Annotated in this window: 11 protein-coding genes; 2 read left to right on the top strand and 9 right to left on the bottom strand. The window is 46.2% G+C overall.

Annotated elements, in window-relative coordinates:
- Nucleotides 1-52: 52 nt before the first annotated feature.
- The 5 genes from L4D06_RS01780 to znuA all read right to left on the bottom strand — a co-directional run bounded on the left by L4D06_RS01780 (nt 53) and on the right by znuA (nt 7,164).
- Nucleotides 53-277 (bottom strand): FeoC-like transcriptional regulator, encoded by a 225-nt coding sequence (locus L4D06_RS01780; RefSeq protein ID WP_429737665.1) that lies wholly within the window; start codon nt 275-277, stop codon nt 53-55.
- Nucleotides 274-2,556, bottom strand: a complete 2,283-nt coding sequence (gene feoB / locus L4D06_RS01775; protein ID WP_429737664.1) for a Fe(2+) transporter permease subunit FeoB — start codon at nt 2,554-2,556, stop codon at nt 274-276. Before feoB ends, L4D06_RS01780 begins: the two co-directional genes overlap by 4 nt.
- Nucleotides 2,546-2,779, bottom strand: coding sequence for a FeoA family protein (locus L4D06_RS01770; RefSeq protein ID WP_274163801.1), 234 nt, complete (start codon nt 2,777-2,779; stop codon nt 2,546-2,548). Before L4D06_RS01770 ends, feoB begins: the two co-directional genes overlap by 11 nt.
- Nucleotides 2,780-3,290: 511 nt before the next feature.
- Nucleotides 3,291-6,101 (bottom strand): helix-turn-helix domain-containing protein, encoded by a 2,811-nt coding sequence (locus tag L4D06_RS01765; protein WP_429737663.1) that lies wholly within the window; start codon nt 6,099-6,101, stop codon nt 3,291-3,293.
- Nucleotides 6,102-6,294: 193 nt separating this feature from the next.
- Nucleotides 6,295-7,164 carry a zinc ABC transporter substrate-binding protein ZnuA gene (gene znuA / locus L4D06_RS01760; RefSeq protein ID WP_429737662.1) on the bottom strand — a complete coding sequence of 290 codons (870 nt, stop codon included), beginning with the start codon at nt 7,162-7,164 and terminating at the stop codon, nt 6,295-6,297.
- Nucleotides 7,165-7,273: 109 nt separating this feature from the next.
- On the opposite strand from znuA, the gene znuC reads away from it, so the two are divergent.
- Together znuC and znuB are read left to right on the top strand one after the other, a co-directional pair.
- Nucleotides 7,274-8,032 carry a zinc ABC transporter ATP-binding protein ZnuC gene (gene znuC, locus L4D06_RS01755; protein WP_274163804.1) on the top strand — a complete coding sequence of 253 codons (759 nt, stop codon included), beginning with the start codon at nt 7,274-7,276 and terminating at the stop codon, nt 8,030-8,032.
- A gap of 1 nt (nt 8,033) precedes the next feature.
- A complete protein-coding gene (znuB, locus tag L4D06_RS01750) occupies nt 8,034-8,819 on the top strand; it encodes a zinc ABC transporter permease subunit ZnuB (RefSeq protein ID WP_274163805.1) in 786 nt (261 codons plus the stop codon).
- 122 nt (nt 8,820-8,941) lie between these two features.
- Here the strand turns inward: znuB and sucD are convergent, their stop codons facing one another.
- From sucD to sucA, 4 genes are all read right to left on the bottom strand, one after another.
- The gene (sucD, locus tag L4D06_RS01745) at nt 8,942-9,814 is read right to left on the bottom strand and encodes a succinate--CoA ligase subunit alpha (RefSeq protein ID WP_429737661.1); all 873 of its coding nucleotides are present in this window, start codon (nt 9,812-9,814) and stop codon (nt 8,942-8,944) included.
- Nucleotides 9,814-10,980: an ADP-forming succinate--CoA ligase subunit beta gene (gene sucC / locus L4D06_RS01740; RefSeq protein WP_028024986.1), complete on the bottom strand. Its 1,167-nt coding sequence runs from the start codon at nt 10,978-10,980 to the stop codon at nt 9,814-9,816. Before sucC ends, sucD begins: the two co-directional genes overlap by 1 nt.
- Nucleotides 10,981-11,076: 96 nt before the next feature.
- Nucleotides 11,077-12,294 (bottom strand): 2-oxoglutarate dehydrogenase complex dihydrolipoyllysine-residue succinyltransferase, encoded by a 1,218-nt coding sequence (gene odhB, locus L4D06_RS01735; RefSeq protein ID WP_274163808.1) that lies wholly within the window; start codon nt 12,292-12,294, stop codon nt 11,077-11,079.
- Between the two features lie 28 nt (nt 12,295-12,322).
- The gene (gene sucA / locus L4D06_RS01730; RefSeq protein WP_274163809.1) at nt 12,323-15,133 is read right to left on the bottom strand and encodes a 2-oxoglutarate dehydrogenase E1 component; all 2,811 of its coding nucleotides are present in this window, start codon (nt 15,131-15,133) and stop codon (nt 12,323-12,325) included.
- Nucleotides 15,134-15,192: the final 59 nt, after the last annotated feature.

Here is a 15,192-nt window from a genome sequence, read left to right as displayed (position 1 = left end):
TATCATGATCACGAAGCCAATCACTTAGCCCGTCATCGGTGTATTTCAGATTTCACTGAATCACAGTGATACCTAATTCTTGGTTTATCACCCATTGATATCGACGTTCAACACCTCGGCTAGATTGAGATATCGTTGTTTTTAGCAGACCTTTTTTGACCCAAACATTTAGCATTGCATCAATGCCATCTTCTGACAGTGAAAAATGTTTTGCCAACTCTGACAGCGTACATTGAGGGTTTGCGCTGATATAGTCACGAAGATCATCAAGAATCATAATGCCAGTGCATTCCCCACCAACTCTCGCTTAGCTTGGCGTTTAAGCAAATGTATCGCTGCCCACATCACCATCAGGCTGCCCGCAATGGCAACGCCACTTTGCATTGGCGTTTCCAAAATCATGCCCACTTGATAAACCAATGTTGAACAGACAATAGCGAGCAACATGGTCCAACTGCCAATAAACGCAGCAAATGGACGACCAAATTCACGCACGTATGCACCCATTGCTGCCACACACGGTGTATAAAGCAATATAAACACCAAATATGCAAAGGCACTTGCCGCTGTGAAATTCACGCTTAGGTTAGCAAAGATGCTCAAATCAACATCTTGCTCTTCTGCCACAGCTTGTTGATCGGGTAAATCACCAACATCAAGTCCCAAAGGATCAGAAAAGTTAAGTCCTAACAGGTTTTCGGGAATTGTCTGCAGTGCCGTTTGTAAACTCGCAAGAAGATCATAGTCAGACACGTCTGCATCACTTGGCGATGCATAGAGATTGTTTAGCGTCCCTACGACAGCTTCTTTTGCAAAGATCCCGGTAATGATACCGACGGTGGCAGGCCAGTTATCTTCTTGAATACCGATTGGCGCAAATATCGGGGTCACAGTCTGAGCAACTTTAGACAGCACTGAGTTCTCTGAATCTTGGTTTCCAAAAGATCCATCAGTACCCAGAGAGTTCATGAAGCTCAGCACGGTCACCACGACCACGATGGTCTTCCCTGCGCCCAACACGAAACGTTTTAGCTTGTGCCAAGTTTTAAGTCCAACATCTTTCAAACGAGGCCATTCGTAGCGCGGCATTTCCATCATAAATGCATCACTATCACCTGGATAGATTGTGCGTCTAAGCACCATGCCGGTAAATACCGCCATCGCAATACCCAAAAGGTAAAGTAAGAACACCACGTTCTGGCCATTTTCAGGGAAGAAAGCCGCTGCAAACAGGGCATAGACTGGCAAACGAGCGCCACATGACATAAAAGGTGCCATTGCCGCTGCCAGACGGCGCTCCCGCTCTTGGTCAAGCGTTCGCGTTGCCATGATCGCCGGAACATTGCACCCAAAACCCAAAACTAATGGAACGAATGCTTTGCCCGGCAAGCCGATTTTTTGCATCGCTTTGTCCAACACAAAGGCAGCACGAGCCATGTAACCAGAGCTTTCGAGCAAAGACATAAACAGATAGAGACAGGCAATAACGGGGATAAAGGTTGCGACGGTTTGAATACCACCCCCTACGCCATCAGCCAACAAGGTGACCAACCATACTGGCAAGTGACTATCCAATAAGAAATGCGCACCATCGACCAGCAATGCGCCGGTGCTGATATCAAAGAAATCAATAAAAGCGCTGCCTATGTTTATCGAAAACATAAACATCAAATACATAATGAGGAAAAAGATGGGTAAACCAAAATAGCGGCTCAAAATGACGTTGTCTATCGCATCGGTAATACGCGCTTTAAGCGGGATGATCTGCTTTTTACACTGATGACAGATTTCAGCGACTTTCGAATAGCGCACATTCGCGATAACGAGGTCGACGTCGACCTTCTCAAGTTGTTTCTCACGCACATTATTTAGCAAGGTGTGCGTTTCGACCGCCATTTGATTGAGTAACGCACGATCGCCAGTCAAAAGGCGAATCGATTTAGCCCTTTCATACGTTGCGCCTTGCTGCTGCAAACCGACAGACAGCGTAGAAATGGAAGATTCCACATCAATACCGTAATCCAGCGAGATCGCAGAAAGAGGTTCACTACTATTAATTGTTTCAGACAGGGCGACTTTCAGCGCACTAACTGACAAAGGGTCTGTCGCTGTGACACTCATAACAGGACAACCCAATGCTTGAGCCAGTCGTTCTGTATCGAGATGAAAACCTTGTTGGCTAACGATATCCATCTTGTTCAAAACGACAACCATTGGTCGTCCTAACTCACGTAACTGCAGCGTAAGGTACAAGCTTCTTTCGAGACAACTCGCATCAAGCACGTTAATGATCAAATCACTAGGCAATGAAAATAGCGCAGAAATAGCGATTGACTCATCAAGGCTGTTCTCACCATCGGCATTGTCTAATGTGTATATGCCCGGTAAGTCCGTCAATGCACATGCGTCTTCTCCAAGGAGTGCAGTGCCGGTTTTTTTATCAACCGTGACACCTGCCCAGTTGCCAATCTCTTGTCGGCTCCCAGTCAAGCGGTTAAACAGTGTGGTTTTACCCGAGTTAGGGTTACCAACGGTTAGTAACTGCTTACTTTGCATGCATCGTTACCTCAATTTGATTGGCTAAACTCTTTCGAAGCGCAATATCGCAACCAAGGACACGGATTTGTATTGGATCCCCCATCGGCGCAAGGCGAATAACCTGAACATCCGTATCTGGCAACAGCCCCATAGCCATTAACTTCTTGCGTGGTATAGAAGGCACACTCGACAATGACACTACCTGCCCGCTCAAACCCGGTTTTAGCTCCGAAAGCTTCATAATCACAACCCAAATGAGAATCATAAACATTTACGAGCAAAGTATTGCAAAATGTTGCAATAGGAAAGTTGTTTTTGATCAATAAAACCTTGGCTGTTGCACAATGAAGAAAACGCCACTCGTCAAATACGTCAAATCCATTGTCAATCTCGTGAAAATCTCAACGAGATTGACCAATTTCAAGACCCAAGTGAAAGCAAAAATGAAGTAACAACCCCCTACCAATATCGTTAATTTCGTCAATTAATTGGCATTAGTGTGTTTTTGTTGACGATAAATATTGGACTGAGTCCAAAAAATATCGAGGTTTTTAATCGGAATGAAATAATGGCGGGAAATTACTATGCCGAGAAAGGGATGAACCGTTTTAATGAACTCAAGTTAATTCCAGACGGTGTGAGGGACTCCCACACACCTCCGGCAGCAAGCGAAGGTGTCTTTGACGCCCGTGGTATAGTCAGTCGGCTATACCACGCTCTTTTTTTTCATGCATCCCTTCTTGTTGTATAAATCAAACTTCTCGACTTTCACATCTCTCTCGAAATTGCGATGGCGTATAGCCATACTTTGCTTTAAATGACTTCGTGAAGTAAGACGGCTCATTAAAACCACAAGCTATGGCGACATTAACTATTTTATCACCTTGATACAGCATGCGTTGCGCATTCGCTAAACGTGCAGAAATGAGCGCTTCTTTAAACGTATAACCAAACTCTGATTTAAAACGTCGCTGCAAGCTTCTCTCCGATGTGAAAAACGCTTTCGCCAATACAGCAAGTGAGAAATCTGGATCATGAAAGTGGGTGGAAATCGTTTCTAGAACATCCTTTTGCCATTGCGTCTGTTCTAGGCATTTTCCCTCTTTCTTTTCTAACGTCTCTATTCCCATTTTATCTTTCGCATCAGCATATTGTAGAAATTGCCAAAAGTGCCCATCGTGTAGCACGTCAAATTCAGACGTATTAGCTATTGCTGTCTTTTCTGCGTGATCCTGGCTTGTCTTTTTAATCAACGATTCACGTCTATCAATCTCAATGACTTTTTGATGCACGGTATGGCGAAGTTGGAGGTTGTGTAATTTCACCAATTCCGTTTTACGACGGTAGTACCAAATAACAAACAGCGATAATGCCATAATGACGAGTAATACAGCCCCTAAGCGTAGATACCAGGGAGAAACAACATCCAAGGTAATCAATGCACGTTCAATTGTTTGCCCGCCCTGTGAACGCTCTCTTATCATCAATCTATATGCGCCTGACTCCAAAGCGCTGAATTGCAAATGCTGATCTTTAGTTTCATTCCAGTACTCTGCACTCGCCCCCTCTAAGCGATAAATCAACCCCTCATATTGTCGAAAAGGCATCTTCCCAATATCGAACATCACCGATGACTTACTTGGTATAGAAACCTGATCTAACGTGATGGCACCCAATCGCCACGGCTTCCCATTAACAGAAACTGACCCTATGGTTGATGTGCGTAAGGGGGCATCAAACAATTCTGTTAGTTTGTTAGCAGGTAATAAGAAGACACCATAATCACTTGCAACCAATAGCGACTCATTGACCAAAGCGCATAGCTCCCGATTATTAGCAGCTAATGATGACCGATGCCCAGCTTCTATATGGTGCAGTTGTCCCGATATCAAACCGAAGCGCTCTATGCCTTTCGTCGTGATGGCATATGCAAAGTTTTCGGACATCGCTAAACACTGTTCATCCGCGTCTGGCTGGCTGCCAAACACCCTTTCAGGCTCTCTGGCTCCGTCAATCGGATATTGATAGACCCCTTTTGTCGTCAGTAACCAAAGGTCATCTTTCTTGCCCAAACTAACAGAAAGAACACTGCCAATGCTCTCTCGAGACAACCTTTGCTGAAATCGCCCATCAAAATAAAAATGAAGGCCATCGCTTGCACCCAGCCACGATCCTTTTTCATCAAGATCGAGCACGGCATTTAACTGCGCGTTTCTTTGTGCCGACCAATCAGCGCCAAAATTGATAACAGTTTGGCTATCCGGCCAAAAACGGAAGACTTGTTGTTCAGTCACCAACCAAAGCGAGTGGCTATCTGCAACAATGTTATCAAAGGCAATCCCTTTGAGGCTTTCAGGTACATTATCCATACTGGTTTTCAATGTACGCGGATTCAAAGAATACAAGCCAGACGCGGAAGCAACCCAGAGGGAATCAGACAAGGCAACCATTTCTTCGATAGTAAAATCAAGCTTGGTTGAATCAAGAAGGTCAAGGTTCTCATCAAGCACAATCACCTTACTTTTAGCGCCTATGTAATGCTTGCCATGCAAGGTCACCAGAGAAGAAATAGAAGTATATCCCCAGTCTGGGAAATGCTGTGACAGCGCGAATCGACGAATATCTTTCGAACGGGGAGAGTGGTAGTTCAATCCAGAATCTGTAGAGATCCACATTTCTCCAGCCCTCCCAGTATCAATATCCGTGATTTTGTCTCCCGAAAGGCTGAATTGGTCATCGGTGTTGCTTTCAATCATGAACAAATTGACCGCATCACTGTCCCTACCCTCACTAAGGTAAAGCCCCTGATTCGTTCCAACCCATAAGCCGTCGCTATTTTCAGTGATTGCGGATATCGTCAAGCCGTCTAAATGCCGTGAAACTATGTTCCCATCGACAATTTGCACCAGGCCAGTGTCAAAACCTATCCATAAAGTACGCCTATTGTAATGCGCTGAAATTACTTCATTTTCTTCTAACCGATACAATAACTGCTCTGAAACCATATCAATCAGTGCTGAAGCACTTAAACCCATTAAGTTATCCTCACTGACGAAGAATTGCTTCAACGGCAAATGACCAAGGTCTTTAGGGGCATTTATTCCCTCAACAAATTGATACAAATTTGAGGATGTTGATACCCACAAGGTGTGCTGAAAAACCTGTATATCAGAGGCTAAAACGCCATCTCCGAGTGGAACTTCGACCAGTGTATTCGCAGCAACATCAAAACGAAAAAGTGTGCGACTGGCGATAAACCACAAGGAGTTATCAAACATCTCAATACGAGAAATACTGTTTTCGGGAAGCGAAATGAAATCGGAAAGCTGATGGTAGTGAACGCCATCATAAAAGCTCACCGCACCATCACTATCGAGCAACCAAACACCATGATTGGGCACATATTCAATATCGACAACCTTGTCGACATCATCTGGGCTGGAAAAAGGAAAAGCGTAGAAGATAGGAGACGCAATAACCTTTGATGGTGTAATAGACAACACCAACAAGAGAAAAAACGTCCATATTGAGCCAGCGATACGATAGTGAATTCGAGAAAACATCTTTAACTAAATATTATTGTGATGTTTCAATATCTTCGCAGTTTTCCGTGAAAGTTTAGTTGATCAAAAACACCTATGCGATGCATATCACAAGGGCATGTTTGAGCCGCAAGCGACCCAAATAACCCCACTACTCATTCATTACAGGCATCGCCGCAGGGATCGCCGCAGGGATCGTTCGGCTCTATTAGACTTACCGAGCAAAGCAATCAATATAGCTGTTACCTAAAGCAGCAAGAAAGTCCACATAGCGATTTTCTTTCAATGATAAGTCTTGCGCCATTGGATCAAGCACTGCGATTTTTGCACTTGTCCCTTTGGTGACACTCTCGACCAGACCCGGATTGAACTGAGGCTCAGTAAATACGCATTGGGCTTGATGATCCATTAAGGCACTTCTGATTGAGACTAATGTCCTCGCTCCAGGCTTTCTATCGGGGTTGATAGTCAAATGCCCTGTTGGTTTCAAACCAAATGCGGTTTCAAAATAGCCATACCCGTCATGAAATAGGTAGTAGCCTTTTGAGGGGTTGCTATTAAGTTTTTCAGCAATGCTTAACTGCACACTTTCAATCTCGGCCAAAAATCTGTCGTAGTTTTGTTGGTATTGAGCAGCGTGCTCAGGATCACTGTCAGAGAGAGCGATTTGTATTGCCTTACCGATAACTTTACTCTGCTCTGGGCCAAGCCAAAGGTGACCATCAATACCGTCATGACTGTGGTCGTGCCCATCGTGTTGATCATGGCCTCCCTCATCAAAATAGCGCACAGGCATGCCTTCAAACGTCGAGAGTCGAAGTGCATTCGTATGGCCATTCAGCATTTTTTCAAGGAAGAGTTCCAACTCTGGACCGACCCAAACAATCAGGTCTGCCTGATGTAGTTTCTTCACATCTGAAGGCTTGAGTGCGTAGTCATGAGGTGACGCATTATCAGGAAGTAAAACATCCACGTCAGCATACTCGCCGGCGATATCATGCGCGATTAACCCAATCGGCTTGATCGTGGTGACAATGTTGAGAGGCGAAGCTTTGATCCCAACAGAAAAAAGAAACAGAATCATCGTTAAGAATTGCATATAACGTACGGCGTTCATGGTTTTAGGGCCAACATTTAAAAACTGAAAGAAATGTAATATTATAACATTTCAATTTAAACATCATGCTCAATTTATGTCCGCATCCTTGATAACGCTAAATAACGTCTCGGTCATCTTTGATGGCAGAAGTGTACTCGATCGCGTCACGTTCTCTCTTCATAGAGATAAAATCACCACCTTGATCGGCCCTAATGGTGCAGGTAAATCTACGCTAGTAAAAACCGTTATTGGGCTAAATTCGCCAAGCGAGGGGACCATTGTACGGCAAGGAAATATCACCATCGGCTATGTTCCCCAAAAGTTGCAACTTAATGAGAGCCTGCCATTGCGCGTTGATCGTTTTCTTAAGTTGAGCCCAAAAGCGACAGCTTCGAGCATTCAAGACGCATTGAGTTTGGTAGGCGCGACTAAGTTACTGCATGCCAACATGCACACTCTTTCTGGCGGTGAGATGCAACGCATTTTGCTTGCGAGTGCCGTATTGAAGAAGCCTGATCTATTGGTGCTTGATGAGCCCGTACAAGGTGTAGATGTCGCGGGTCAGCTAGAGTTATATAGCCTGATCGCCAAACTCAAAGAAACACTTCGTTGCGGAATATTGATGGTTTCTCACGATTTGCATTTGGTCATGGCCAAAACCGATGAGGTTATCTGTCTGCAACATCACATCTGCTGCTCTGGTGCGCCAGACGCCATCTCAACGCACCCAGAATATGTGGCACTTTTTGGTCGAAAAGAGAGTGAACAATTAGCTCTATACCACCACCATCATAATCACGACCACGATTTATCTGGTAATCCTGTAGGTCCTTGTCAGCACGGAGATCATTAAGGTGTTTGAATTTCTTGCCGTGCCCCTGTTTGCAGGCATTTTGATAGCCGCCGCTGTTGGCCCTTTGGGTTCTTTCGTGGTTTGGCGAAAAATGGCGTACTTTGGTGACACCCTCGCACATGCTTCTTTATTTGGGCTGGCCCTCGGATTCATGCTGCAAGTCAGCCTCAATCTAGCGTTGATCGCGAGTTGTTTAACAATCGCCATTTTGCTTGTTGCCCTTCAACGGAAAAGTAGCGTATCGACCGACACATTACTCGGGATCATAGCGCATACCTCCCTTTCACTCGGATTGGTTTCTATCAGTTTCGTTGATGATTTACGCGTCGACCTTATGTCGTACCTGTTCGGTGATTTGCTATCAGTGACCTTTGCTGACCTTAGCCTAATTGCTGCAGGTTGCGCTTTTGTATCCATCGCGCTTTATCTACTTTGGCGACCTTTACTTGCGATTACAGTGAATGAAGACATGGCACGTGTCGATGGGTACAACGTTGACCGTTTGAAGCTTATCTTAATGTTAATGGTTGGACTCGTCATTGCCATTGCCATGAAGTTCGTTGGTGCGTTGATTATTACCTCGCTCATGATCATCCCTGCCGCCACCGCACGACGCTTTGCTGTCAGCCCCGAGCAAATGGCGATGCTAGCCAGTGGTATAGGCATGATATCTGTCGTCGGAGGCATTGCCCTTTCGTGGTTCAAAGACACGCCCGCAGGTCCTTCTGTTGTCGTTGTTGCAGGGCTTCTTTTCTTTCTCAGTCAGTTTCGCAAACAGGTTGAATAAATTTCATCACTCATCAACCTAACTACTAGGCTCAAAACACAAAAAAACCGCTCTAAAGAGCGGTTTTTATCTTTCAACTTATCCGAACTTTCAGCTTATCCGAAGATAGCGTGCTCGTAATATTACCAGCCCGTGCTCTCGCGCAGTGCTTTGCCGATATCAGCAAGGCTCTTAACTGTTTTCACACCAGCCGCTTCAAGTGCTGCGAATTTGTCTTCCGCAGTACCTTTACCACCAGAGATGATCGCACCAGCGTGACCCATGCGCTTACCTGGAGGTGCGGTAACGCCAGCAATGTAAGAAACAACAGGTTTAGTCACGTTGTCTTTGATGTAAGCAGCAGCTTCTTCTTCTGCAGTACCACCGATCTCACCGATCATAACGATCGCTTCAGTCGCAGGATCCTTCTCGAACATTTCTAAAATGTCGATGAAGTTAGAACCTGGGATTGGGTCACCACCAATACCTACACAAGTAGATTGACCGAAACCTTCATCAGTCGTTTGCTTAACAGCTTCATAAGTCAACGTACCTGAGCGCGATACGATGCCCACTTTGCCCGGCTTATGAATGTGACCCGGCATGATACCGATTTTACATTCGCCTGGAGTGATAACACCTGGGCAGTTAGGACCAATCATACGAACGCCAGCTTGATCTAGCTTCACTTTCACTTCTAGCATGTCCAAAGTAGGAATACCTTCAGTGATAGTCACGATAAGCTCAACGCCTGCATCGATAGCTTCTAGGATTGCATCTTTACAGAATGGTGCTGGAACGTAGATAGCAGATGCAGTCGCACCCGTTGCTTCTACTGCTTCAGCCACTGTGTTGAACACAGGAAGACCTAGGTGTGTTGTGCCGCCTTTACCAGGAGAAACACCACCTACCATTTGCGTACCGTACTCAAGCGCTTGCTCAGAGTGGAACGTACCTTGCCCACCGGTAAAACCTTGGCAAATAACTTTGGTATCTTTATTGATCAAAACAGACATTATTTGCCCTCCGCTGCAGCAACAACTTTATCAGCTGCTTCAGTCAGTGAGGTCGCAGCAATAATGTTCAGGCCGCTATCGGCCAATTTTTGAGTTCCAAGTTCTGCGTTGTTACCTTCAAGGCGAACAACAACAGGTACCTTAACGCCTACCTCTTCAACCGCACCAATGATGCCGTCTGCAATCAGGTCACAACGTACAATACCGCCGAAGATGTTCACCAAAACGGCTTTTACATTATCGTCAGATAGGATGATTTTGAATGCTTCTGTTACACGCTCTTTCGTCGCGCCGCCACCAACATCCAAGAAGTTTGCAGGGCTACCGCCGTGCAGGTTTACGATATCCATCGTACCCATTGCAAGGCCAGCACCGTTAACCATACAGCCAATGCTGCCGTCTAGTGCCACGTAGTTCAGTTCCCACTGAGCTGCGTGCGCTTCACGAGCATCATCTTGGCTAGGATCGTGCATTTCACGTACTTTTGGCTGACGGTATACAGCGTTGCTGTCGATAGTCAGTTTTGCGTCTAGGCAGTGCAAGTTTCCTTGGTCAGTGATAACCAATGGGTTAACTTCAACAAGCGCAACGTCACGCTCGATGAACAACTGAGCGATGCCCATGAAAATTTTGGTGAACTGCTTGATCTGATCGCCTTGCAAACCTAGTTTGAATGCAAGTTGACGGCCTTGGTATGGCTGAGGACCAACCAATGGATCAATGGCAGCTTTGTGGATAAGCTCCGGCGTTTCTTCCGCAACTTTCTCGATTTCCACACCACCTTCAGTAGATGCCATGAAAACAACGCGACGTGTGCCACGGTCTACAACCGCGCCCAAATAAAGCTCTTTAGCAATATCTGTGCACTCTTCAACCAAAATCTTGCTTACAGGTTGGCCATTTGCATCTGTTTGATAAGTTACTAGGTTTTTACCCAGCCAGTTATGTGCAAACGCTTTAATTTCTTCTTTGTCGCTAACAAGCTTTACGCCGCCCGCTTTACCGCGGCCACCAGCGTGTACTTGGCATTTAACGACCCATTTGTCGCCGCCAATCTTGTCAGCAGCTTCGGCTGCTTCTTGAGGAGTGTCACAAGCATACCCTTCTGATACAGGCAGCCCGTATTCAGCAAACAGCTGTTTTGACTGATATTCGTGCAGATTCATGATGTTCTATCCGTGTCTATTTTCCATTTTATAGGTCTAATTTGCTTTCCACACAGGGGACGTCATGTCCCCTGTTACCGACAGAAGCCGGACTACTTATACGTCAAGCAGCAAACGCGTTGGGTCTTCTAAAAGCTCTTTAATGGTAACCAAGAAACCCACGGACTCGCGTCCGTCGATCAAGCGGTGATCATAAGAAAGAGCAAGGTACATCATAGGAAGGATTTCAACCTTACCATCAACCGCCATAGGACGGTCTTGGATCTTGTGCATACCAAGAATAGCAGCTTGTGGTGGGTTGATGATCGGGGTAGACATCAGCGAACCAAATACGCCACCGTTAGTAATCGTGAAATTACCGCCAGTCAGATCTTCGACAGTTAATTTTCCGTCACGACCTTTAATAGCCAACTCTTTGATGCCCTTTTCGATGTCTGCCAAGCCAAGACGATCACAGTCACGAAGAACTGGGGTTACCAGACCACGTGGCGTTGAAACAGCCATGCTGACATCAAAGAAGTTATGGTAAACGATTTCTTCACCATCGATAGATGCGTTGACTTCTGGGTAGCGTTTTAACGCTTCAACCACGGCTTTCACGTAGAAAGACATGAAACCAAGACGGATACCATGACGCTCTTCAAACACATCTTTGTACTGCTTACGAATGTCCATGATTGGCTTCATGTTCACTTCGTTAAACGTTGTTAGCATCGCAGTGCTGTTCTTCGCTTCAAGCAAACGCTCAGCAACACGCTTGCGAAGACGTGTCATAGGGACACGTTTTTCGCTGCGGTGACCCAATGATGGCGTTTCGTCTTTCACTTGAGCAGGGGCAGCCGCCGCCGGGGCAGCAGAACCATTTTTCAAGAACGCATCAATATCTTCACGGGTGATACGACCGCCAACACCTGTGCCTTTAACTTGGTCAGGGTTCAGATTGTTCTCTGCAAGTAGACGACGTACAGCTGGGCTAAGTGCGTCATTTTGCTCGTCAGTCAGCGCGGCCGTGTGGCGTTTGTCTGGCGATGATTCAGAAGATGCTGGAACATCCTGTGTAGGCTCACCAGCTACAGCGCCCGCCTTTAACTTAGCGATAAGCTGCTTTGAAAGCACCGTGGCGCCTTCTTCTTCAATAATAGCTTCCAACACGCCATCTTCAGGTGCAGGCACTTCAAGAACCACTTTATCGGTCTCGATGTCGACCAAAACTTCGTCGCGTGAAACGGCGTCGCCTGGTTTTTTGTGCCAAGTTGCAACTGTCGCATCTGCAACAGACTCAGGTAGGTCGGGAACCAGAATTTCGATTGTCATATCGTTTTTTTCCTTAATTTTCTAGTTCTTAATTCAAGGTAAGCGCGTCTTCTATCAACGCTTTTTGTTGTTTTAAATGCACAGACATGTAACCAACAGCAGGCGATGCAGACGCTGCGCGTCCCGCATAACTCAACGTGGCATCCGCCGGAATGGCCAATCGGAAATTGTGCTGGCTACTATACCAAGCGCCTTGGTTTTGAGGCTCTTCTTGGCACCACACAAAGTCTTTTGCATTCACAAATTGGCTAATCACAGCTTGCAAGTCCTCTTTCGGGAACGGGTATAGCTGCTCAATACGCACAATGGCGACATCTTTAATTTCTTCTTTGCGTCTGGTTTCTAGCAGGTCGTAGTAAACCTTACCGGAACACAGAACCACACGTTTCACTGCAGCTGCATCCAGATCATCTACTTCACCAATCGCACTTTGGAAATTCCCCTCAGCAAGATCTTCTAGTGACGAAGTACACAATGGATGACGCAACAATGATTTTGGAGACATCACAACAAGTGGACGACGCATAGGGCGAAGCACTTGGCGACGAATCATGTGGTAAATCTGTGCAGGCGTAGACGGCACACACACTTGCATATTTTGCTCTGCGCAAAGCTGCAAGTAACGCTCTAAGCGAGCAGATGAATGCTCTGGGCCCTGACCTTCATATCCGTGCGGTAGCAACATGGTTAAACCACACATGCGGCCCCATTTCTGCTCACCAGAACTAATAAATTGGTCGATAACAACTTGAGCACCGTTTGCGAAGTCACCAAACTGTGCTTCCCAAACCGTCAAGCCGCCTGGCTCTGCGGTGGTATAGCCATATTCAAACGCCAATACCGCTTCTTCAGACAAAACAGAGTCAAACACTTGGAATGGGCCTTGTTTGTCATGAACATTGGAAAGCGGGATATAGGTGCTTGCGTCAGTTTGATTGTGCAGCACGGCGTGACGGTGGAAGAATGTGCCACGGCCTGCGTCTTGACCACTGATACGAATGCGCTTGCCTTCATCGACAATCGTTGCATAAGCAAGAGTTTCTGCCATACCCCAATCCAAGGCTTTTTCACCGTTAACCATCGAAATACGATCGTTATTAAGTTTGCTAACTCGGCTATGAAGCTTATGACTTTCTGGGTATTGGGTAACACGATGACCAAGCTCAACTAGGCGTTTCATGTCGAACGTATTCGGCCATTCAACAGTCCAGTCATGCCCTAGGTATGGAGACCAATCCACAGAGTGCAACGCCATAGGGCGATACTCTTTTGTAACATGCTCACCACGATCAAGTGCATCGCGATATTCATTGATGAGATAAGTCGCTTTTTCTAGGTCAGCAACATTTTGATCAACCAGCACATCTGCATAAATCTTACGTGGCGTTGGGTGCTTTTTGATTTTTTGGTACATCAGAGGCTGAGTTGCATTCGGCTCATCAGCTTCATTGTGACCATGGCGGCGGTAGCAGACCAAATCAATCACAACATCACGTTTAAAGGTATTGCGATAATCTAACGCGAGGCGAGAAACAAACGCGACAGCCTCTGGATCATCAGCATTCACGTGCAGGATCGGAGCCTGAACCATTTTTGCGATGTCCGTACAATACTGCGTCGAGCGCGTATCGTTCGGGTTGGACGTTGTAAAACCAATCTGGTTATTCACGACGATGCGAATCGTGCCACCCACGCGGAAACCGCGAGCTTGTGACATATTGAACGTTTCTTGAACAACGCCCTGGCCTGCAATCGCTGAGTCACCATGGATTGTAATTGGTAATACAGTCGAACCGTCTTTATCGCCTAAACGATCTTGACGAGCTCGAACTGAACCAATAACAACTGGGTTAACGATCTCAAGATGCGATGGGTTAAACGCCATCACCAAGTGAACATCACCACCAGGGGTTGCAAAGTCACAAGAGAAACCTTGGTGATATTTCACATCACCCGTACCCCATGATTCGCCATGCTTGCCCGCAAACTCGTCAAACAGTTCTGACGGTTTTTTACCGAGAACGTTAACCAGCATATTCAGACGACCACGGTGAGCCATTCCGACGACAACTTCACGAGCGCCGTTCGCTCCCGCTTGGCGAATAATTTCTTTCACCATAGGGATAAGCGCATCACCGCCTTCTAGAGAGAAGCGTTTCGCACCCGGGAATTTGGCACCTAAGTAGCGCTCCAAACCTTCCGCAGCCGTTAATTCTTCAAGCAACGTCATTTTCTCGTCGTCTGAAAACTCGGGCTGACCGACAACAGATTCCAAGCGCTGTTGAAGCCAACGTTTTTCATCGGTGTCAGTAATGTGCATGTATTCTGCGCCAATCGACCCACAATAGGTCTTGTTCAACGCATTATAAAGATCGGCAAGTTTCATGCTCTCTTGCCCAATGGCAAAAGAACCTACATTGAAAGTCTCTTCGAAATCTTCTTGGGTGAGAGAGTGAAAGGAAGGATCCAGATCTGGAACGCGTTCACGTTGCCAAATACCTAATGGGTCCAATGTTGCTTGTTGGTGTCCACGAAAACGATAAGCATTGATTAACTGCAATACTTTAACTTGTTTTGCGTCGACATCCGGATCACTGACTGAGGCACTGTAATGCGCTGTCTCGGTTGCTAGCCTTCGGAAGTATTCACGAACTCGTGAGTGGGGTTGCTCTGGTGCGTTGCCATTCACAGCAGGCAGTTGTTGGAACACTGCGCGCCATTCGCTATCTACAGACTCGGGGTCACTGAGGTACAGTTCGTAGAGGTCTTCTACGTAAGTTGCATTGGCGCCAGCCAAATGAGAAGACTCTAACCAAGCCTTCATCACGCCATTTTGCATTGTTATCCCTTAACCACTTAGTTAACTATTGCTACGACCGGGGGTTAGCCGGCGTTCCT

It is taken from the genome of Enterovibrio makurazakiensis, assembly GCF_050336585.1.
Taxonomy (GTDB): Bacteria; Pseudomonadota; Gammaproteobacteria; order Enterobacterales; family Vibrionaceae; genus Enterovibrio; species Enterovibrio gelatinilyticus.
The sequence above is the reverse complement of the archived record's forward strand: the minus strand, read 5'-3'. Positions and strand labels throughout refer to the sequence as shown.